General features: G+C 57.6%; 20 protein-coding genes. 6 read left to right on the top strand and 14 right to left on the bottom strand.

Annotated elements, in window-relative coordinates:
• Nucleotides 1–14: 14 nt before the first annotated feature.
• The 9 genes from HMPREF3148_RS12740 to HMPREF3148_RS12700 all read right to left on the bottom strand — a co-directional run bounded on the left by HMPREF3148_RS12740 (nucleotide 15) and on the right by HMPREF3148_RS12700 (nucleotide 12,402).
• A complete protein-coding gene (locus HMPREF3148_RS12740; protein WP_005530710.1) occupies nucleotides 15–1,196 on the bottom strand; it encodes an N-acetylmuramoyl-L-alanine amidase in 1,182 nt (393 codons plus the stop codon).
• Nucleotides 1,197–1,257: 61 nt separating this feature from the next.
• A complete protein-coding gene (gene trxA / locus HMPREF3148_RS12735) occupies nucleotides 1,258–1,587 on the bottom strand; it encodes a thioredoxin (RefSeq protein ID WP_049064447.1) in 330 nt (109 codons plus the stop codon).
• 6 nt (nucleotides 1,588–1,593) lie between these two features.
• On the bottom strand, nucleotides 1,594–2,520 hold the full coding sequence (trxB, locus tag HMPREF3148_RS12730) for a thioredoxin-disulfide reductase (protein WP_005530714.1): 927 nt from the start codon (nucleotides 2,518–2,520) through the stop codon (nucleotides 1,594–1,596).
• Nucleotides 2,521–2,662: 142 nt separating this feature from the next.
• Entirely contained in the window at nucleotides 2,663–3,217 is a 555-nt protein-coding gene (locus HMPREF3148_RS12725; RefSeq protein WP_005530716.1) for a sigma-70 family RNA polymerase sigma factor, read from the bottom strand.
• Between the two features lie 81 nt (nucleotides 3,218–3,298).
• Nucleotides 3,299–5,779, bottom strand: a complete 2,481-nt coding sequence (pepN, locus tag HMPREF3148_RS12720) for an aminopeptidase N (protein ID WP_070509296.1) — start codon at nucleotides 5,777–5,779, stop codon at nucleotides 3,299–3,301.
• Nucleotides 5,780–5,889: 110 nt separating this feature from the next.
• Nucleotides 5,890–6,417, bottom strand: coding sequence for a YceI family protein (locus HMPREF3148_RS12715; RefSeq protein ID WP_049064445.1), 528 nt, complete (start codon nucleotides 6,415–6,417; stop codon nucleotides 5,890–5,892).
• Nucleotides 6,418–6,632: 215 nt separating this feature from the next.
• Complete coding sequence (gene murJ / locus HMPREF3148_RS12710) at nucleotides 6,633–9,773, bottom strand: murein biosynthesis integral membrane protein MurJ (RefSeq protein ID WP_049152010.1); 3,141 nt, start codon at nucleotides 9,771–9,773, stop codon at nucleotides 6,633–6,635.
• 20 nt (nucleotides 9,774–9,793) lie between these two features.
• Complete coding sequence (locus tag HMPREF3148_RS12705) at nucleotides 9,794–11,821, bottom strand: DUF6049 family protein (RefSeq protein WP_049064441.1); 2,028 nt, start codon at nucleotides 11,819–11,821, stop codon at nucleotides 9,794–9,796.
• Complete coding sequence (locus tag HMPREF3148_RS12700) at nucleotides 11,818–12,402, bottom strand: NUDIX hydrolase (protein WP_005530725.1); 585 nt, start codon at nucleotides 12,400–12,402, stop codon at nucleotides 11,818–11,820. Before HMPREF3148_RS12700 ends, HMPREF3148_RS12705 begins: the two co-directional genes overlap by 4 nt.
• A 28-nt stretch (nucleotides 12,403–12,430) precedes the next feature.
• Between HMPREF3148_RS12700 and HMPREF3148_RS12695 the strand changes: the two genes are divergently transcribed.
• The 4 genes from HMPREF3148_RS12695 to HMPREF3148_RS12680 are packed head-to-tail and all read left to right on the top strand — an operon-like array spanning nucleotide 12,431 to nucleotide 15,488.
• Complete coding sequence (locus HMPREF3148_RS12695) at nucleotides 12,431–13,834, top strand: CCA tRNA nucleotidyltransferase (RefSeq protein ID WP_070509281.1); 1,404 nt, start codon at nucleotides 12,431–12,433, stop codon at nucleotides 13,832–13,834.
• A gap of 3 nt (nucleotides 13,835–13,837) precedes the next feature.
• Complete coding sequence (locus tag HMPREF3148_RS12690) at nucleotides 13,838–14,434, top strand: YqgE/AlgH family protein (protein ID WP_049064437.1); 597 nt, start codon at nucleotides 13,838–13,840, stop codon at nucleotides 14,432–14,434.
• A gap of 17 nt (nucleotides 14,435–14,451) precedes the next feature.
• Nucleotides 14,452–15,156, top strand: a complete 705-nt coding sequence (locus tag HMPREF3148_RS12685; RefSeq protein WP_049064436.1) for an AzlC family ABC transporter permease — start codon at nucleotides 14,452–14,454, stop codon at nucleotides 15,154–15,156.
• Nucleotides 15,156–15,488 (top strand): branched-chain amino acid transporter permease, encoded by a 333-nt coding sequence (locus HMPREF3148_RS12680; protein WP_005530729.1) that lies wholly within the window; start codon nucleotides 15,156–15,158, stop codon nucleotides 15,486–15,488. Before HMPREF3148_RS12685 ends, HMPREF3148_RS12680 begins: the two co-directional genes overlap by 1 nt.
• Here the strand turns inward: HMPREF3148_RS12680 and HMPREF3148_RS12675 are convergent.
• Entirely contained in the window at nucleotides 15,485–15,796 is a 312-nt protein-coding gene (locus HMPREF3148_RS12675; RefSeq protein WP_046646425.1) for a hypothetical protein, read from the bottom strand. The genes HMPREF3148_RS12680 and HMPREF3148_RS12675 overlap by 4 nt on opposite strands.
• The gene (locus HMPREF3148_RS12670) at nucleotides 15,793–16,752 is read right to left on the bottom strand and encodes a bile acid:sodium symporter family protein (protein ID WP_049064434.1); all 960 of its coding nucleotides are present in this window, start codon (nucleotides 16,750–16,752) and stop codon (nucleotides 15,793–15,795) included. Before HMPREF3148_RS12670 ends, HMPREF3148_RS12675 begins: the two co-directional genes overlap by 4 nt.
• Before the next feature lie 28 nt (nucleotides 16,753–16,780).
• Between HMPREF3148_RS12670 and HMPREF3148_RS12665 the strand changes: the two genes are divergently transcribed.
• A complete protein-coding gene (locus tag HMPREF3148_RS12665; protein WP_049064432.1) occupies nucleotides 16,781–17,845 on the top strand; it encodes an NADH:flavin oxidoreductase/NADH oxidase in 1,065 nt (354 codons plus the stop codon).
• Nucleotides 17,846–17,965: 120 nt separating this feature from the next.
• Here the strand turns inward: HMPREF3148_RS12665 and HMPREF3148_RS12660 are convergent, their stop codons facing one another.
• The 3 genes from HMPREF3148_RS12660 to HMPREF3148_RS12650 form a co-directional block, all read right to left on the bottom strand.
• Complete coding sequence (locus HMPREF3148_RS12660; RefSeq protein ID WP_049064430.1) at nucleotides 17,966–18,337, bottom strand: Rieske (2Fe-2S) protein; 372 nt, start codon at nucleotides 18,335–18,337, stop codon at nucleotides 17,966–17,968.
• A gap of 38 nt (nucleotides 18,338–18,375) precedes the next feature.
• Nucleotides 18,376–18,588: a hypothetical protein gene (locus HMPREF3148_RS12655; protein ID WP_115340962.1), complete on the bottom strand. Its 213-nt coding sequence runs from the start codon at nucleotides 18,586–18,588 to the stop codon at nucleotides 18,376–18,378.
• Nucleotides 18,589–18,825: 237 nt separating this feature from the next.
• A complete protein-coding gene (locus tag HMPREF3148_RS12650; RefSeq protein ID WP_005530735.1) occupies nucleotides 18,826–19,281 on the bottom strand; it encodes an SdpI family protein in 456 nt (151 codons plus the stop codon).
• 167 nt (nucleotides 19,282–19,448) lie between these two features.
• Between HMPREF3148_RS12650 and HMPREF3148_RS12645 the strand changes: the two genes are divergently transcribed.
• Nucleotides 19,449–20,675 (top strand): dicarboxylate/amino acid:cation symporter, encoded by a 1,227-nt coding sequence (locus HMPREF3148_RS12645; RefSeq protein WP_049064428.1) that lies wholly within the window; start codon nucleotides 19,449–19,451, stop codon nucleotides 20,673–20,675.
• Nucleotides 20,676–20,803 lie beyond the last annotated feature (128 nt).

Raw genomic sequence — 20,803 nt, 5'->3', positions numbered from 1 at the left:
TGGCCAAAGGGGGCTTAGGCCTTCTCGGCGCGCAGTAGTTCGTCGAACTTGTAGGTGCCTGTTACTGCGGTGTCCTCATCCAACAGGTAGAGACGTTTAACGGAAACAACGATTGCCTCCGCGATGTCATCTCGCATGTGTGGGTTGGTCAAGATAGCCACGTCACCTGGGTTGGTGAGGTAGCCCATGACAACCTGCACAACCGGCATCTGAGTAAGACGCAACAGATCCCATGTGCGACCGTGGTTCCAGCAGTTCTGCAACGGCGTACGTGCGACAATCTCACGCTGGATGAAGCCGGAGAGGGTCTCACCGATCAGTGAGGAGTTGCCCTGCTCTGATCCGAAGTAGAAGGTCGCAACACCGTTAGCTTTGTCATTTTGGTAGCTGTCGCAAGCCAAAGAAATGACAAGATCAGCGCCGAAAGCGTTGGCCAGCTCAGCGCGGTCCTTAGTGGTGGGGTTATCCGTGCGAGGGCGGGAGATGATGGTCTCCATGCCCGCGGCAATCATACGGCCGGCGACGCGCTCGGCAAGATCCCACAAGAGGTCTTCCTCGCTGATTTCACCAAAGCGCCCTTTAACGCGTTGGCCTTTGTCCGCACCGCCGAGCGCAGGATCGATGACCACTCGCTTGCCGGCCAACTTTGGGCCAGCGTTGCGAACTCGCTCGCGCTCCTGAATGTTGTGTGCAGAACCGCCCGTGATGCGGCGCCCCAACAGGCTCAACGCATTGATGGTCGTGGGGCCGCAGACACCATCATTTTGCAGCCCGTAGTTCAATTGGTATTCAGCCAGCGCCGCGTGAGTGTCTGGGCCGAAGTGACCGTCCACACGCTGTTGATAAAAGCCAAGCTCCTGGAGCTGCTGTTGGAGTTGCGCGACATCGTCACCAACCTGAACGTTGCCCGGCTCGTACGCCAGTACGCGTGCACCAAGGGTATAAGACGCTTGGCGCAGCTCACGAAGGGTGAGATCATCAATGACGCCGCTGGGCACTATGCCGCGGGACTGCTGGAAGGCCTTGATGACCTCGGATAGTTCGGCGTCAAAGATTTTGTCTGACTCGGAGTACTTTTGCTGTTTCCAGTCGGACAGAGTTCCCTGGTAATCCTTCATGAGGCCGAGGCGGGCGAGGGTTGCACGTGCCTCAGCGACTCGGACACTTTGGTCGCCAATGTGAAGGACGCGATTCACACCTACCCCTTTCTCGTGTTAATACTGTGCGTCCTGAGACGCATGTGAATAAGGCTACCAGCTAGAGCTGCTTTTGAATCTGCGCCACGATGTCAGACTTCGAACGAAGTCCAACAAATTCGTCGACCTTCTCACCGTTGCGGAAAATCAGCACGGAAGGGATCGACATGATCTGGAACATGGCGCCAAGAGTGCGCTCTTCATCGACGTTGACCTTGACGACCTTGACGTCGTCACCAAGCTCGCCCGCGACATCATCGAGGATTGGTGAAAGCTTCTTGCAAGGGCCACACCATTCAGCCCAGAAGTCAACGACGACAGGCTTGGAGGCGGAGGACTCGATTACGTCGGTACGGAAGGAGTCGGTGGTTACGTTTTTTACGTTGCTCATGAATGTTTAACGGCTTTCTGCGAGGAAATGTTCAGCATCGATGGCTGCGCGGCAGCCGGAGCCTGCTGCGGTAATAGCCTGCTGGTAGTGGTCATCGACCAAGTCGCCGCAGGCAAAGACACCCGGAAGGTTGGTCTTGGTGGAAGGCTGATCAACAACGACGTAGCCGCCTTCGTTGAGCGCGACTTGGCCTTCAAGGAAGGCGGAGCGCGGATCGTGGCCAATGGCAACGAACATTGCGGTTACGTCCAGCGTCGAAACCTCACCCGTGATTGCGTCCTTGATCTCGAGCCCGGCGACCTTGCCTTCGCCCTCGATCACACGCTCCACTGTCTTATTCGTAGCCCACTTGATCTGTGGATTGGCCTTTGCACGCTCCAGCATGATCTTGGAAGCGCGGAAGTTCTCAGAGCGATGGATGATGGTGACGGTCTCAGCGAACTTGGTGAGGAAGGTTGCTTCCTCCATTGCGGAGTCGCCGCCGCCCACAACGGCGATGTTGTGACCCTTGAAGAAGAAGCCGTCGCAGGTAGCGCAGGCGGAAACGCCACGGCCGGAAAGCTCTGCCTCGCCTGGAATGCCCAGGTAGCGTGGAGCGGCGCCGGTGGCGAGGATGACGGCGCGGGCCTCAAAGACCTCGTCGCCTACGTGCAGCTTCTTGATCTCGCCTTCGAGCTCGACCGAGTCAACAACCTCCATGCGCAGGTCAGCGCCGAAGCGGATTGCCTGGGAGCGCATTTCCTCCATGAGCTCTGGGCCCATGATGCCCTTCTGAAAGCCTGGGTAGTTCTCCACCTCGGTGGTGTTCATGAGCTCGCCGCCGTACTCGAAACCCTCGAATACGATCGGCTTGAGCTCAGCGCGCGCGGCATAAAGCGCAGCGGTGTAACCGGCAGGGCCGGAGCCTACGATGGCGACATCGTGGACGGTCATTTAAATAACTCCCTTGCAATGTACTGCTGGATCAACCCCACAGATCCTACCCGCGCTACGTTAAATTACGGGTATCAGAAACGGGGTTGATGCTTAAACGTGACCTCTCATTCAACGAGAGGTCAGGGAGCGTTATTCCTTTTTAAGTATTTGCTCCCTGCAGCATTGCTTCTCGAAGCGCTCGCCGCGCCCGTGCGCGGCGGGACTTAATGGTGCCGGGAGCGACTCCCTGGAAAGCAGCTACTTCGGCGATGGCGTAGCCCTCGACGTCGGTCCAATACAGGGCCTCGCGGTGGTCTTTGTGGAGAAGCTCCATGGCCTCCCGGACGGCCAGTGTGTCCTCGAGGTTCTCGTTGGGGTTGTGAGCCAAGAGATGATTTCTGTCATCTTCGACAAAGTCCACGTCCAGCGAAGCATTTTCGCGGTTGGCTCGGTGGTTGAGGAAGTCATATCCCGAATTCATCACCAAACGGTGCAGCCATGTAGATAACGCGGATTCCCTGCGGTATTTGTGCAGGTTGCAGCTTGCGCGCAAGAGTGCTTCTTGGAGTACATCCTGCGCATCGGTGTCGTTGTGCGTATAGCGTCGTGCCACCATGGTCAGCCTGGCACGGTGTCTTTCCACGATGAGCGAAAAGGCTTTGTTATCCCCTGCTATGAATGCGTCAACAAGTTCGTGATCACTGCGATCAGCCATGTAGATTCCCCCCGGATCAACAAGTACTTAAACCTGTTTTATCCGAGGGGTTCTACCGGACGCTAGCGAAGAGTGTCTACTCTATTGACCATTTTTCACGCGCAAGGTGCGGCGCAGGTGATCCTGGCACTCGAGCAGCACGCGGCGCAGCGCACGCGGACGCTCCTCGCGCAGGAATTCGTCGGTGGCGGCATCGGCCATCTCGAGCTCCGGATAAAGGCCGCGGACCAGGCGATTGGCGATTTCGATCGGATGCTCCTGCCAGATCTTGTCGAGTACCTGGAAGAACTCCTCCGCAAAAGGCTCGGTGAGGTGCTTCGAACGCGGCGCATTGAATGCGGCGAGCAAGGAATCCACCTCTGCGTTGGAGTAGGCGCCCGGCTCGCGGACCATGTCGAAGACCTCGCGCTTGCAGCCCGGGAAGGAGCGGGAAGCGCCCAGGTAAGCAGCTGCACCGGTCAAAGTGTTGTCGCGCTCCTTCTCGGCGTCGAGTTCTTCCTGGGAGACCGCTTCGCGTGCCGCGAGCGCACGCAGCACCGCCCAGCGGATGTCGGGATCGGTGGCGTCGTCAAGCACTGCGCGCAAACGGTCGTTGCCCGGCTCCGGGGTACTACCCAGCGCATTGATAGCGGCGCGGGTCAGCAGCAAGTGCGTATCCGTGCCCTTCTCCGCTTGCTGCAGCAGCTCCCAGATCTGGGTGGCATAATCCGGGGACTCCGGAAGGTAGTGGTTGACCGCGAATTGGGCGTTGGACAAAGCAGTGGTGAGCAGGGAGGGAGCCTCCCCTACGGCGTGCTTAAGCACGGTGTCGACGTAGTTTTGGGCCGGCCACTCGCCATCGCGGGTGAGGTTCCACAGGGAAGTCCAGATGACCGCGCGGGAGAGCTCGTCATCAATATCAGAGAGCTTGTCCTGGATGGTCTGCAAGGAGGTCTCGTCGAAGCGCACCTTGGCGTAGGTGTGGTCGCCGTCGTTAAGCAACAACAGCGCCGGTGCCTGCAGGCCGGAAGCCTCGTCGACAATCGTGCGCGGGCCAGCGACATCGATGTCGAGGACTGCGTACTTGTGCAGGGAGGCGTCGAAAAGCGCAGCGTTCAAGCGGTGCGGACGCGTGCGGTCTTCTGCCTCGGCGAGGATCGCTAGCTCGGTGATCTTGTCACCCTCAACGTGCAGCTCCGGTGTCAGGGTGTCCGGGCCCCAGGTCTTGAGCCATGCGGTGGACCAGGCATCCAGGTCGCGGTCGGTGTGTTGTTTGAGGGCGCTGAGCAGATCGTCGAAGGTCGCGGCCGCAAAAGCATGGTTGCGGAAGTAGTCGCGGGCGCCGGCGTAGAAGTTTTCGCGGCCCACGTAATGCACCAGCTGCTTGAGCACCGAAGCGCCCTTGGCGTAGGTGATGCCGTCGAAGTTCTGGCGGGCGGCGTCAACGTCAGGGATGTCTGCCTTGATGGGGTGCGTGGTGGGCAGCTGATCCTGCAGGTACGCCCAGTTCTTGCGCTGACCTGCGAAGTTGGTCCATGCCTCGGTGTACTCGGTGGCCTCGACAGAAGAATCTGCGCCCATGAACTCGGCGAAGGATTCCTTGAGCCATAGGTCATCCCACCACTGCGGGGTGACGAGATCGCCGAACCACATGTGGGACATCTCGTGAAGGATGGTGTTCGTGCGGCCCGCGCGCTGCGCACGGGTAGCGCGGGAGCGGAAAAGATAGGTCTCGGTGAAGGTCACGAGGCCTGGGTTCTCCATGGCCCCGAGGTTGTACTCGGGAACGAAGATGGAGTCATACTTGCCCCACGGGTATGGGAACTTGTAGGCCTCGTCGAAGAAATCCATGCCCTGAGCGGTGATTTCCAGGATCTCGTCATCGAGGTAGCCCTCCATCGAGGCGCGCGCGAAGGCGCGGAGCTCGATGTCGCGCCAGGTGCGCGTCTTAACAATGTAGGGACCGGCGGCAAAGGAGGTTAGGTAGGTGGACAGCAGTGGGGTCTCGTTGAACTCCACGGTTACAGCGTTCGCGGCAGTTGCGTTTTCCGCTGCTTGGCGACGCACCTCCGGCTGATTGGAGAGCACTTGCCAACCCTCTGGCGCGGTGATGGTGGTGTAGAAGACCGCCTTGAGATCCGGCTGGTCAAAGCACGGGAAGATGCGTCGGGCATCGGATGGCTCCAAGTGGGAGTACAGGTAGGTGTTGCCGTCCGCGTTGTCCACCATGCGGTGCATGCCTTGGCCGGTGCGGGAGAACGCAGAGACACCTTGGATTTCCACGGTGATCTCTTCTCCCACCGGCAGCTCGTGGAGGTATATGCGACTGTCGTGGAAGTCGACCTCTACGTCCTCGCCCTGCACAGCGACCCTCGTAACCTGCTCGCCGAGGTAGTCCACAAAGAGCTCGGGCTCCTGGGTGCTAAAGGTGATTCGGGAGGTTACAGGGAAGGTCAGGTTGTCTTGTGCTCCCGAAACATCGAGGTGGAGATGGTAGGAGCTGAGATCGATCGCCTGGGTGCGGGCGATGGCTTCAGCATGCGTGAGGCTGCCAGCCTGGTGAGAAGAGTTCGAGTTAGACATGACGGTCATTTTAGAACCTGGCTGTGGCAGTGGCTAGCACCTGGCTGCATACGAAAAACGCCCCAGGTTTTCCTGGGGCGTTGCGCGTTAGCAGCAGTGTGCTGTGTGACTTACTGCTTGATTGCAGAGACCTCGAGCTCGATCTTGATCTCCTCGGAGACCAGGACGCCGCCGGTCTTCAGCGGTGCGTTGAAGTCGATGCCGTAATCAAGACGGTTGATCTTGGTGGTTGCCTCGAAGCCGAAGCGGGTGTTGCCGAAAGGATCCTCAGCGAGGCCCTCGGTCTCAACGTCCAGGGTGACCGGCTTGGTAACGCCCTTGATGGTGAGGTCGCCGGTAACGGTGCCGTTGCCAGCCTCGTCAACGTTGAAGGAGATAGCGGTGAAGGTCAGCTCCGGGTACTTCTCTACTGCGAAGAAGTCGTCGCCCTTAACGTGGCCGTCGCGGTCATCGTTGCCGGTGTTGATGGAAGCGGACTTGATGGTGACGTCAGCCTTGGAATCAGCGATGTTCTCTGCAACGGTGATGGTGCCCTCGAAGTCCTCGAACTTGCCGCGGGTCTTGGTAACCATTGCGTGGCGAGCAACGAAGCCGATGGTGGTGTGTGCTGGGTCGAGTACGTAGGTACCTGCAATCATGATGTTCTCCTAAAAATTCTGCTTTGTCTGTGACGGCGAGTTCCGGAAACGAGTTCTTGAAACCGCGCGGTCGAAACTGTCGTTTGTTGATGTAACAACATATAGCTTACTCGCGCCACTAAATTAGTCAACGCTTGAAGTAATGTTGCTATTTCCAAAAGGGAACGCCACCATGCCTGAACTGACATGATGGCGCTATAAGGAGATGAATAAAATTAGGACAAGCCCACGGTTTGTAGTTCGGAGACTGCGACCTTGCCGTCGAACATGATGAGGACTCCGTCGAAGCCCTTCTGCACCTTCTTCAGCTCGATGTCCTGCTTGCTGGCGCTGAGTTTGCCCTTAGCCAGCTCGGTGCCCTCGGGGTCCTCCGGATCAAACTTATCAGTGTTCACGCCATAGACGGTGAACTTAGTGCCCGTGGAACCGTACTGGCTGACCTGCAGCACATGCAGCTGAGTCGGCTTCTCCAAGGTAACGAGTGCGCCCTCGGCGATGTCTACTCGCGCGGAACCCTTGCCGTCGACGAGTGCCTTCTGTTCCTTGTTATCCGGAACAGTGAACGCTGACTTTTCCTTGAGTAGCACCGGCGGGGTGTTCGGGAAGCTGGTCACGGTCTGCGTCGGCTTGGTTACGGGTGACTCCTCCCCCACCAAAGACATGATCCACGCGGTCAGTGCAGCCATACCCACAACAAAGATGGTGGCAAAGACACCCAAGATGATCGCGCCCGATCCCGAGTAGCCGCGGCCACCGAAGCCTGGAGTGGCTTCAGGAGCTTCGACCTTTTCTTCATGCACTTCCAGAGTCTGCTCAGTCTCGTTTGCATATGCATGCAAGACCTTTGCGCGCTCCTCGAGCGACTGCTCAGAATGTGCAACGTCGCGTAGTTCCTGTGGCGTAGATGCCGTGGATTCGGTCAGCAACGTAATGGTGGAGTTGATTCCATCGACGTCCGTTTCCACACTATTGCGCTCGAGTACGGCAGGGAACGCCAGCTTGGCGACGCCGTCCGTAGCGATACGGATGCGGTTGCGGTTATCGATACCCAGTACAAGATCGTGCTCGTGCGCTGTAGTTGCGGCGTCGACCAGCGGAGCGAGCGCACGTGCTACTGCACGCGGATCGAGGTCGCCTTCTTCCGCAACCGTCTTAAGCGGCGTGCCCTCAATCCAGTCGGCCACCACAAGGCAACCCTGGCGGTAGGACAGAATCTGGATGTTGGATGCCACCGCTTCCAATCCAAGCTCGGCGAGTTTGCGGGTGTTGCGAGAAATGTCGGCAGAACGACGTGCTGCCACTGTTGGGGTTGCCGGAGCCATCGGAGCCTCGCCCGTTGTGTCTACGAAGGTCAGGGAAACGACGCGGCCGGTGGCTTGTTCGCGGGCCTTCCAGAAGCGAGCGCCGGGGACCGAACCGTAGTCGGCAAGGAGGCGGAAGCGTCCGTCGGATACTGGAGCACCTGGTACCAGGCGCGGGCCGCGGACAATGCCGGCCGACATAGGCGGTGGGACTGGCGAGGAGTTGAACGCATCCTGGTTGAAGATCGGTTGGATTTCCTGGATCTCCGGCTCCTCGACCTCGATGGCTTCGGCGTCGTCGATCTTGATAAGACGGTTCATTCCCGGAATGCGCTGCAGCTGGCGGCCCAGGTTGATAACCTCTGGCAAGCCAGAGCGTGAGAGCACCAGGCCAGTTGCAATAACGAAGGTAAGTCCTACCACCATCAAGCGGATGAGCTCGACGAAAGGCGGTAGGGAGTCCGGTAGAACGAGATTGATGACCATGTTGAGGACAAAGGCCACAACGAGGCCAGCTACGGAAGACAACGTGGCCCACAAGGTGGTGCCCAGGACTTCCTTTCCACCGAGGCTGCCCAGCTTGCGCTTGAGGAGGAAGCCGCCGATAACCGCACCGGCAATGAAACCAAAGCCGTTTGCCGTACCCAGAAGAATAACAACGCGCTCTGGGGAATCCGCCACGTGTGGTGCGAGCATGGATAGAACAACCTTGGTGAAGGTAATTCCGGCAATGATGAAGGTCGGTGTCCAGGCTTCTTCACGGGCATAGAACACGCGTAGATGCAGTAGCACCAACGCATAAGGAATAAGTGTAAATGCCGAGAAGCTGAGGGTTAGGCCCAGCAGCTCAGCGGCATCTGCGTCAAAGGCACCGTACTGGAAGAGGCCGCGGGCAATCGGAATGCCGAATCCGGTCATAAAGATGACGATTGGAATCAGCGCGATGAAGGTCAGCTTGGTGCCTAAGGTGAGATCGCGTACGACTGCCTTGACGTCACCGTCCGCTGCATTGCGGGACAGGCGTGGCATGATTGCGGTGAGCAACGTGACGCCAATAACGCCATATGGAACCTGCAGCAACAGCCATGCCTGCTGGTAAGTAAAGGGAGCACCTTCATCTGCCTGCGATGCAATACGCGAGGTGATGATGTAGCCCAGCTGGGATACGGCAACGTAAGCCACGATCGCCATGGCCATGCCGCCGAACTGCTTGAGGCGATCGTCCAAACCCCACAGCGGTTTGAGGTTGATGCCTGCCTTCTTTAAGTATGGGAACAAGATCAGGCATTGGACAATGACACCTAAAGTGGTACCTAGTGCCAGCAAGAGAACGTGAGGGTCAGAAACCGGAGATGGTGCCTCTGGGTGCAAGGACCCTGGTACCACTTGATATGCCACCAGCACCGCGATGGAGATGATGTTGTTGACCACCGGTGCCCAAGCACCAGGTCCAAAAACATTCTTGGTATTGAGTACCGCTTGGAAAAGCGCAAAGAGGCCGTAGAAGAAGATCTGCGGGAGAAGCAGATATGCGAAGGACGTTGCCTGGGTGGCATTAACCTCGCCGTCATCTGTCAACATAATTGTTGTCAGTTGGGGCGCAAAAATGCATGAGGCCACCGTGACAATACCCAGCAAAGTGAACGCCAAGGTAAAGAGGCGACGTACAAAGTTCTCTCCCCTATCCGCGTCTTCCTTCTCGGCACGCACCAGGACTGGGACGACCAAGGAAGTTAGAACAGCTCCGAGGACAATCTCAGTGATGAGGTTGGGAAGTTGGTTCGCTGTGGTGAACGCGGAAGAAATCGCGGGACCGAGCGACGAACCGATGAGAACGTTGCGCAGGAAGCCTGTGATGCGGGAGATCAGCGTGGCAATCGCCATGGATCCGGTGGCGCGAACAACCGCGCCGTCGGAAGTAGCAGTCTCTACATGTTCGCCTTTCAACGCGGATTTGTCTTCCGCCACTGGCATCGGTGCAACCCTCTTTTCCGGCACAGGTGCCGGCGGCGTGGGCGTCACAATGCGACGACGAGAGCCATTTTCATTAGTCATAAAAGGAACTAACTATCTCTTTAGGAACTTTTCTTTTTTCTCCGCCCCAGCCGGAATAGCAGGGCCAAAATGAGAGTTAGAGCGGCGATGGCGCCGACTCCGTACACGCTTACGATACCGGCACGGGTCTGAACTGCGATATTTACCGGCTCGGAGATGGCCTGTTTGGACGGCGTGGCCAACCACAAGCTGATGTTAGTTCGGTCGACGTTAGGCATGTTTGCGGTCATGGATACCGTAATGGAACCCTTTGCCGGTATGCGCACGCGCGACGGAGTGTTAAGCGTTGCTGTTTCAGATTCGTAGATGAGCGAGGCGTCGACAGGCAGCGGAAGCCCGTTTTCTGCCACGATGAGCAGCGGCGATGACTCCGAGACGCGCGTGTAAACGTTGCCAGGTGGGATCAGCGACACTGAGGAGCGCAACGTGCGTAACACCTCAGATTGCTTGCTCAGGCGGTCGTTGAAGTCACCCGACAGCGCCACAAGGAGGTCGCGGCGTAGTGGGAGCGTGAAGTCGTAGCGCGTCATCGCAATAGCCGGATCGTTGACCATGATGTTGGTCAACTCGTCCGTGTAGCGCGCCTGCTGTTCCACGCGCACGATGTCGGCGTCACTGAAAGCAGACTCGTCCTCATAGGGCGTGCCCAATGGGCGGTCGGTCTCTTCAAGTGGCAGATCCGTCACCGCACGGGGGCGCACCTTTCCGGCGTCCAACAGCTTCGTTGCTGTGTCGAGGACCTGCTCCCCTGTTTCCGGGCTCAGATAGTTCGGCAGCTTTGCCACCACGTCACCCTCGGATGCCGCCACGCTAACCGACGCCGCGCTGGTCAAGGCCTGCGAGGCCGGCGAGTCTTGCGCGAAATCATAGCGCAGGAAGGGGTTCGTGTAACCTGCGCCGGGGTTTAGCAGGGAGCCAAGAGAGGCGTCGAAAGTGGCTGCCTGACCCACCCAACCGGTGTTATTTGCTACGAGCGCCGGCCGCTTAAATTTGTGGTTTACGTACCCTGAACTGGGAAGCAGCAATGTGGACGTGGGTTTGCCCACGATGTCTTCGTAAGTGCGATTGAGCGCCTCGTAGGTGAGGAAGTCATTATTAACATGAGCTACGGCATTAATGTCCGTGTTTGCCCACGGCAGCGGCATGTGGCACTGCAGGTTTTGAAGGCGCTCGATCCAAGCCTTGGCATCGGCTGCTCCAGTACCCGGCTTGCCGCGCTGCGAAGCGTCGTCATTGAACCAGGAGTCACGTAAGCGCTTGGGGCGCTCGGCGATGGAGGGACGCGTGTCATTGACCGTGTAGCCTTCGGCCATGCGGTTTACGGTATCCACTAACGCGGGATCCAGTGCGACGCAGCCTGCGCCTTTGAGATCGTGATCGAGGTAGGAATCCAGCAGCTTATCAAGGCGGCCGCCTTCGCGCAGCTCCTCCGCCAGGTGATCATCGCTCAAGATGAGCGACTCTCCCCCGGTTTCTCCAGGCACGATGTTGATCTCCGAGGTGATCGGGTAAATCACTGTCAGTGCGTTCGGTTCTTCAGGCAGATCCGCGGCATCTTCTGTTTCAGCGCTTGGTGCTTTCTCGGCGTTGAATTCAAAGATCATCCGCTCGTCGGCGAAGCTGTTGGCTTGGCCCTCCTGCATTCCCGTCAGGGTGAACTGGAGCGGGTAGTTTCCCGGCTCCGTCATGGCCAGCGTGGGTTCCTGCCCCAGCGAGAGCGGGACCTTGAAAGTTACTTCCTTGGTCTCACCAGGATCGATTGAGCCTATGCTTTGCGACGCCCCATAATACGGGTAGGCGCCCGCCGCCAGCTCTTCCTGAGCCTGCTCGGTGGTTGACACCGCATCGTTGCGGCGGCTGTTGATCTGGAGATCCTCCACCTTGTTCTCGGTGGGATTGTGAATGCGGAAGGTCGCTTCCATGACCCCGTCTTCGGTGGCTTCAGAAAGCAGATCGAAGTCGAGGGTGCCCGGAAGTCTGGTTTGCGCTTGCGCAGGAACCGGGGCTGCTAATAGGCCTGCGAGTATCAGCGCTGAAAGCCGCTTCACCGCGGAGTCGCCTTTCCTGCGGCGGCTTCCTTTCGTGCCAAGTCCGGCAAGAGGTCATGAGCGATGCGCGCCAGCTTGCGTTCGTCGGCGTAAGCGAGGTGCTCGATGAGCTCCGAGACAGGAACCCACGAAACCTCGGTGACTTCTGGATCCTCGTCGTTGAGGATGCCGTCGACAAAGCGCAGCAGGTGATGGTGCACCGTCTTGTGGATGCGCACCCCATCAGAGACGAACCAGTAATCGATCATGCCCAGGTCCGCAAAGACCTTGCCGTGAATGCCGGTTTCCTCCCAGACCTCACGCTCGGCGGTGACGTGTTTATCTTCGCCGTTTTCCACGTGGCCTTTGGGCATCGACCACAGCAGGCGGCCGCGCCGGTCGAGGCGGCCGATCAGGGCTACGTAAATGCGCGAAAGATCGACGTTGTCTCCGTCGACTGCCTCAGCGAGCCCAGACACGACAAGTCCACCCGCGGAGGTCTCATCACGCGTTGTCATGCGCGTGATGGAGTTGCGCTGCGGGCGCCTTTCCGGGCGGCGGCCGCGACGCCGCCTGCGGGAGCCTTGTTCGTGCTTAGTCATCCTTGCTAATCGTAGTAGACTAACACCCGTGAATTTTCAGGACACTCAGCTAAACGGCGTTGAAACGACTCTTGCCTCGCTCAGTGGCCTCGCAGAGCAATTACGAGCTCGCGGAAACCGGCTTTACCTCGTCGGCGGTTCCGTGCGTGATGCGTTGTTGTCGCGCTTGGGCCACGATCTAGATTTCACCACCGACGCTCGCCCCGAGGTGGTCCAGGAAATCCTCGATGGATGGGCCGAGACTGTCTGGGACACAGGCATCGACTTCGGTACCGTCTCGGCTGTATATAAGGGACAGCAGATCGAGATCACCACGTTCCGCTCCGACTCCTACGACGGGGATTCCCGCAATCCGGAGGTTGTCTTCGGTGATTCCCTGGAGGGCGACCTCGTGCGTCGTGACTTTAAGGTCAATGCCATGGCCATCGAGCTCAAAGAGGATGGTTACGAATTCCATGACCCCATGGGAGGGTTGACGGATCTCAAGAACAAGATCCTCGATACCCCGGATAAGCCGGAGATCTCCTTCCACGACGATCCGCTACGCATGCTGCGTGCAGCGCGCTTTGCCTCCCAGCTGGAGTTTGACGTGGCCGAGCGCGTCAAGACCGCGATGACTGAAATGGCGGGTGAAATCCGCAGGATCACCGTCGAGCGCGTGCAGGGGGAGCTCGACAAACTCATGTTGGGCAAGAACCCGGAAACCGGCATTGAACTGCTGGTTGATACGGGAATTCTGGATCATATTTTCCCCGAGATTCCTGCCCTGCGCATGGCTCCCGACGAGCACGCGCAGCACAAAGATGTCTACGCGCACTCCCTCACGGTCTTGCGCCAGGCCATCGATCAGGAGGAGGAGCCCGACCTGATCCTGCGCTGGGCGGCGCTGCTTCACGATGTCGGTAAGCCTGACACGCGTGACACCACCGACGGCAAGGTGACCTTCCACCACCACGAAGTCGTTGGTGCGAAGTTGGTGCGCAAGCGCCTGCGGAAGCTGAAGTACCCCAAGGCCACCATCGAGGCCATCGGGCAGCTGGTGTACCTGCATATGCGCTTCCATGGCTTCGGCGAAGGTCAGTGGACCGACTCCGCTGTGCGCCGCTACGTCACCGATGCTGGTGACCTGCTCCCCCGCCTCCACAAGATCGTGCGCGCGGATTGCACCACCCGTAACGCCAAGAAGGCACGGCGCCTGCAGCGCACCTACGACCATCTTGAGGAGCGCATCGCTGAGATCGCCGCCAAGGAGGACCTCGCCCGCGTACGTCCTGACCTCGACGGTAACGAGATCATGGAGATCCTCGGGCTCAACCCAGGGCCCGAGGTGGGTCAAGCGTGGTCCTACCTCAAGGAGCTGCGCTTGGAGGAAGGACCCCTCGAGCGTGACGTTGCTATTGCGAAGCTGCGCGAGTGGTGGGAGTCTAGGTAGAACATGTATGCCGACAGACTTTTCAACGCCCTAGAGCGCAACGAACCAGGACCGGGTCAGCTGCTCGTCGCCGCGCCGGGAACGCTTTCCCCTGAGTTTGCTCGCTCCGTCATCCTTGTCATTGAGCACAATGACATGATGACCTTTGGCGTGGACCTGACCAAGCGCTCGGAGGTGGCCGTCTTTAACGTGCTGCCCGAGTGGCTGCCGGTCGTGGCTAAGCCCCAGGCCCTGTACATCGGTGGACCGCTGAATCAGCAGTCCGTCGTGGCCCTCGGAATGGCCAAACAGGGCGTTCGCATCGAGGAGCACCCGCAGCTCAACAAGTTGGCCCCGCGTCTCGTTCATGTCGATTTGCGCTCAGAACCCGAGGACATCGCTGAACTCGTCACCGGCGCGCGGCTTTTCGCCGGGTACGCCGAGTGGGGCCCTGGCCAACTCGCAGAAGAGATTGAGCGGGGCGATTGGTACGTGGCTCCCGCACTTGCTCAAGATGTCCTGACACCTGGCGCGGCGGATCTGTGGGGCGACGTGATGAAGCGCCAGCCGATGCCGCTGCCTTTGTATTCCACTTACCCTGCGAACATCGACGATAACTAGTGTTCTAGTATTTCCTCATGCGCGAGGAGATACTGAAGGGACTGAAAGATACATGGGCGGTGGCCGTGGGTCTTGTCCCACTCGGCCTCGCCTTCGGAATTTTGATTGTCCAAACCGGCTTCGCATGGTGGTGGGCACCCATTTTTTCGGTGGTGATTTACGCCGGTTCGATGGAGTTTCTCGCAATCAGCATGGTCACTGGTGGAACGAGTGCGATTACCTCGTTGGTCACCGCTTTCATGGTGAACTTCCGCCACATCTTTTATGGCCTCACGTTCCCGCGGGACAATATTAAGAGCTTCTTGGGCCGCGCCTATTCCACGTATGCCCTCACGGACGAGTCTTATGCCATCGTTTCCGCCAAGCCGCGTGACGAGCGATTGTCCGGTGTGAACATTCTCACCATCCAGGCCTTTTGTCAGTTATTGTGGGTGCTCAGCGGCATCGTAGGTGCGCTGGCTGGGCAGATTATCCCGCCAAACGTAAAAGGACTCGAGTTCGCTCTCGTGGCGCTCTTCGTAGTTTTGACCATGGATTCTTTTCACAACAATAAGGACTACTCGCTGCCTTTTTCTGCTGCAGTCTGCGGCATTCTCGCCACGGTGCTCTTTCCTGGCCAGGTTCTCATGGTGGCGTTGGTGGCTTATTTCTGCTTGCTCCTCCTGCGCTACTTCTCGCCGCGTCTGGATTCTGCGATGGTGCTGCGAAAGGGTGAGCGCTAATGCCAGCCGGTGTAACCCTCTCCATGGTTGCTGCAGTCCTCATCCCGGTCTGCATCGTTACCGTGTTGCTTAGGCAGCTTCCCTATTCCTTCATCAAGGCGCTCAAGGGCAGTCAGTTTATTGGCCTGCTTGGCATGACGATGCCTGTCGGCGTTATGACAGTGCTCGTGGTCTATACGGTCTTTGGGCAAAAAGAAGCGCCCGGCGGAATCCTCGCCGCTCTGATTGGCGTGGCGATTACTGCCGGGCTGCACTGGTGGCGGAAGGACTCCGCCCTCTCCATCTTTGGCGGCACCGCTGCCTACATGGTGCTGGTTAACTTCGTATTCTAAAGCTCTCCGTAAAGAGCCACTGCTTCGCGCCATAGCGCCGCGAATTCGTCAGCGGAAATGTGCTCTGCCGTGATGTCGGGGAAGTCGTTGTAGGTGTTGGGATGTGGCACCTGGCGCTGGGGAATGTCTGCGTTTCCCACGGCTTTGGAAGGAGTGGCTGCGCCTGCGACGGCGTCGTTTGGCGCCAGCGCAATCATGCGCAGCATGGTGCAGGTATTAGCATCGACCTCTTCCATCTCCGCGATGTGGATGGCGGAACCTACGCCGGGAACTTCCATGGTGGTGCGGACGTACATCAGAGTGCTCATGACTGCCCAGCATACCGGGCCGCGAGCCAGGAGCAGATCATGAGCTGAACCTGGTGGTAGATCATGAGTGGCAGAATCAGCAGGCCCAGCGAGGTGCTGCCGGAGGCGAAGATGACCGAGGCCATCGGTAGTCCTGTAGCGAGGGACTTCTTAGAACCACAGAATTCGATGGCAATGACGTCTGCGCGGGGGAAGCCAAGCTTGGAGCCCAGGATCTTGGTGAGCCAGAGCATAAAGGCGACCATCAAGATCGATAGGACCACCAAGAACACAATCTCCCAGATGCTGATTGAGCCCCAGATGCCATCGACTACTCCCTTGGAGAACGCGGCGTAGACCACCATTGTGATGGAGCCGCGGTCGACAATCTTCGTGCCTTTGCTTGCTGCGAAGTCCTTGACCCACTTACGGGTCAGCTGGCCGAGGATGAATGGTGCAAGCAACAGGAGGCTGATTTCGACGAAGACTGAGCTGTCGATAGAGATGCCATTTCCGGCGCCCATCAGAGCCATGACCAACAGTGGCGTCATGATGACGCCCACGAGGTTCGATGCCGACGCTGACACGATTGCGCCGGCGATGTTTCCCTTGGCTACTGACGTAAACGCCACGGAGGACTGGACGGTGGACGGCACCAAGGTGAGGTACAAGATGCCGAGGTACATGTCGTGGGAAATGAACAGCGTTAGTGGGCGCAGAGCCAAGCCGAGGATCGGGTACAGGACGAAGGTAAACGCCAAGATAGTCAGGTGTAGGCGCCAGTTCTTCAGACCGTTGAGGGCTTCTTGTGTGGACAGGCGCGCGCCGTAGAGGTAGAACAGCAACGCGATGACCACGTTGGTCAGCGAGTCAAAGACCTCTGCAAAGTGGCCGCGTGCCGGAAAGATGATCGCCACGACCACTGCGGAAATGATGAGGAGAATAAGCGGATCTATCCTCTTTAGGCGCGAAGTCATCCTCAAAGCATATCGGTAGCATAGGCCCATGACTAAACTATTTTCTCCGATTATCCTGCGTGACTTCGAGTTCCCGAACCGTGCGTGGTTACCGCCGATGTGTCAGTACCAGGCGGTGGAGGGTCTTCCGCAGGATTGGCACTTAGTTCATTACGGCTCCCGTGCGGCCGGTGGTTTCGGCCTCATCATTGTTGAAGCTACCGCTGTATCCCCCGAAGGTAGGATCTCCCCTAAGTGCGCCGGAATCTGGAATGATGAACAGCGCGACAAGTGGAAAGAGATTGTCGAGTTTTCCCACAGCCTCAACGCGCCGATCGGCATCCAGCTTGGCCACGCCGGCCGCAAGGCATCGACTTATCCAATGCTGCCTGGCTACGCCCGTGGCTCGGTCCCGCTAGAGGAGGGCGGCTGGGAAACGATAGGCCCTTCCGCGATTAGCTACCCGGGTTACACTGCCCCACGCGAGATGAGCACGCAAGACATTGCTGCAACAGTTGAGCATTTTGCCGCTGCGGCAAAGCGTGCCGTGGAGGCAGGATTCGACACCATTGAACTGCACGGTGCCCATGGCTACTTGCTACACAACTTCTTGAGTCCGTTGAGCAATCAGCGTATCGACTCCTACGGTGGCAGCTTTGAGAACCGCGTCCGTTTCCCTCTTGAGGTGGTTGATGCGGTTCGTGCTGTTATCCCTCAGGGGATGCCGTTGATCATGCGCGTTTCGGCGACTGATTGGGTTACTGACCGTCTTGCCTGGGACGTGGAGCAAACCGTCGAATTTGCCAGGCTCTTGCGGGAACATGGCGTTGACTTCGTCGATGTTTCTACTGGCGGCAACGAGCACGCCGAGATCCCCGTGGGTCACGAGTATCAGGTGGAGTACGCCACGCGCGTTCGAGAGGCGGGGCTTCCAGTATCAACGGTGGGTCTCATTACCGAGGCGCAGCACGCGGAGCAGATTCTTTCAGATGATCGTGCTGATGTCATCGAGATTGGGCGTGCCGCATTGAAGGACGCCTACTGGGCACGCCACGCGGCTGAGGAACTGGGTGAGCCATTGGAGCCCCTCCCCTCCTATAGCCGTGCAAAGTAGTTATGATGTTTCACGTGAAACAATGGATTCACGTGAAACGCTCTGATGCTACCGGGTGCCTAAAGCTCTAGAGGGTCAGCGCCGTAATTCAATAGTGCTAACTTAAAGCGCTGTTGTGGCTTAAGCAGAGACGTTCTTGACGGTGGTGCCGTCCGACTCGACGCCGTACTCGGTCAGTGGCTTGGTGCCCGGGCCGTCGATGACCGAACCGTCAGCAAGGTTATAAGACGTGAAGTGGGAAGTACAGGTGGCGGTCATGCCATCAATCTTGGTAATCAAGCTTCCCTGGTGAGGGCAGGTTTGGGAGTATGCCTTAAACTCCCCTTCTGTTGGCTGGACAAAGATCACTTTGTCCACCATGACCGCCGAGCCCACTGGGATCTCAGTGGCGGCAATCTCTGCGCTTGGCTCCTTGCCACACGCAGCAAGGTAGGCGCCGGCGAATGTTGTTGCGGTGCCGAGGAGGAACATACGACGAGAGCACGTATTCATGTTTCTAGACTATCTCACTCTCTAAGCTATCTCACTCTTTAGACTTCTAGGTCCCAAGTGGGAACAGAGTCTGCGTTTGCTCCCCCGAGATCGTAAGACCCAACCTCGTTTCCGAGATCATCGTAAATGGCTAATGCAGAATCTTGTTTGTCGGCGCCGCTGGTGCCTACGTTGTTGATGATGGCGCCTACGGCGATCGCGGATACCGCTACTGCCGCGACGGCGAGGCTTTTGATGTTCATTTCTTTCATGTCATCCATTGTGCGCGCGAGTTCTGCGTGCGGCACGCTTCCGCGCCGTTTCCAAGCGGCTTGGTGCAATCTTCCCAGACTTTACCCAGCTTCAGATTTTCAGAATTTGATTAACGGCAGAATATCGTCACCACTGACGTAGTTTTTAACCTGTAGAGCGGGCCCTGCCGTTTTAGTCACTGTGTCTTTAAAATTGGGTATAAAGATAGCCCCCGAAATCGAGGGCTGAAACTGTTTTTAGGCGTGGTCTGACTTTTCAGCGGCCTTGCGGAGTGCGCCGAGATCAACCTCGGGTGCCTCCGAACCACAACCACCGTCGCCGCAATTACAGCTATCGCCGCAACCCTCTTCTTCCTTGTGGGCCTCGTCCCACAGGAATGCAGCGCGGGAGCCCATGTTGGAACCGATGGACAGGGCGAGCACCGCGATGACGAAAGTCAACGCCGGGATTGTCCACATCCAACCAGAGGCGGAGATTGCTACGATGCCACCGAAAACAAGGGAGACTCCTGCGAGTGCCCAGAACGGGCCGGCGATCGCGTGTGCATTATCCCAAGCCTCTTTGGATTTGCGGATTTCCACCAGGCGAAGTCCTACAACGCTATTGCCCGGAAGTTTTCGTGCGGTGGCCAGTCCACCGACAACGAGGAGGATAGCGGCAAGGATAAAGAAGATGATTGCGATCGCGAGCATGCCCCTTAGTTTAACCCTGAATTTGTCAGAAGAAAATCGAGGGTAGCCTGCCAAAATAATCCATCAGTTATATGTAATTTATTCACGTACTTTGGTAATATTCTGAGCGTGTCGACCAATAGAAATTTGTGGTCACACTCAGCGCACGACAATGAAAAGAAAACGATATGAACCTCAAGGGTATTACTAACTCTTTGCTCTTCAAGATCATCGTTGCGATCATTCTAGGTATCATTGCCAGCTCTTTCTTCCCGGAGTGGGCCGGCCGTCTTTTTGCCACCTTTAACGGATTGTTCAGTAACTTCCTGGGTTTCTTCATCCCAGTTTTGATCTTCGCTCTCGTCGCTCCTGCTATCGCTGGCCTCGGCCGCGGTGCCGGTAAGTGGCTTGGCATCACCGCCGGAATTGCCTATGGCTCTACTATCATTTCCGGTCTGATCGCATACGGTCTCTCGATTGCCCTCTACCCCACCCTTCTGGCGGGTCAGTCCATCAACACTAATGTCTCCGATATTGAGGAAGGCGCACTCGCTCCCTACTTCACCGTCGAGATGCCGGCGCCATTTGAGGTCATGTCGGCGTTGTTGCTTTCCTTCTGCATTGGCGTAGCCATGACTGCGGTAAAGTCTGACAATCTCTACGCAATAACTAAGGAATTTGAGAACGTTGTAGTCAAGGTGATTTGGGGCTTCGTCATTCCGTTGTTGCCTATCTACATCTTCGGTATGTTCCTGTCGTTGGGTATGAATGGAAACCTGGGCGATGTTTTGGTTGCATTTGCAAAGGTGCTGATCCTTGCCGTCGTTATGACCATCGTTTACCTGATCTTCCAGTACATCCTTGCTGGCATCATCTCAGGCAAAAATCCGTTTACCGCTTTGAAGAATATGGCTCCTGCGTACTTCACTGCACTGGGTACGTCATCCTCCGCGGCTACCATTCCGGTGACACTTGAATCCTCATTAAAGAACGGTATTTCTAAGCCAGTTGCGGGCTTTGTCATCCCGCTGTGTGCCACCATCCACCTGTCCGGATCGATGATGAAGCTGACGCTTTATGCCTTCGCCATCGTCACGATGACCGATATGGATGTTTCTTTCGGCAAGGCGATGAGCTTCATTTTCTTGCTGGGCATCATGATGATTGCTGCACCGGGTGTTCCAGGTGGTGCTGTAATGGTGGCAGTTGGCCTACTGCAGGCGAACATGGGCTTCGATGAATCTCTCGTTGCTCTCATGATCGCCGCCTACATTGCAATCGACTCAGTGGGAACCGCTGCTAATGTCACCGGTGATGGTGCTATCGCCATGATTGTGGACCGCTTTGCTCGCGAGAAGATTGACGGGCTTGAGGCTGAGGCTGATGCTGAACCTGCTCGCCAAGAACTGAGCTAGACTCTTTGCTCCCGATGACCCGGTCTTACCGGGTCATTTTTATGCCCTTTTGGGGTAGTAGAAGAACGATGAAAAAGTGGCTCTTCCGGTTTTGGAGTGCATTGATTCTGTGTCGGATGTTGGCGGCG

It is taken from the genome of Corynebacterium sp. HMSC05D08 (assembly GCF_001807215.1).
GTDB lineage: Bacteria > Actinomycetota > Actinomycetes > Mycobacteriales > Mycobacteriaceae > Corynebacterium > Corynebacterium striatum.
Note: the sequence above shows the minus strand (reverse complement) of the source record. Positions and strands in the feature narration are given on the sequence as shown.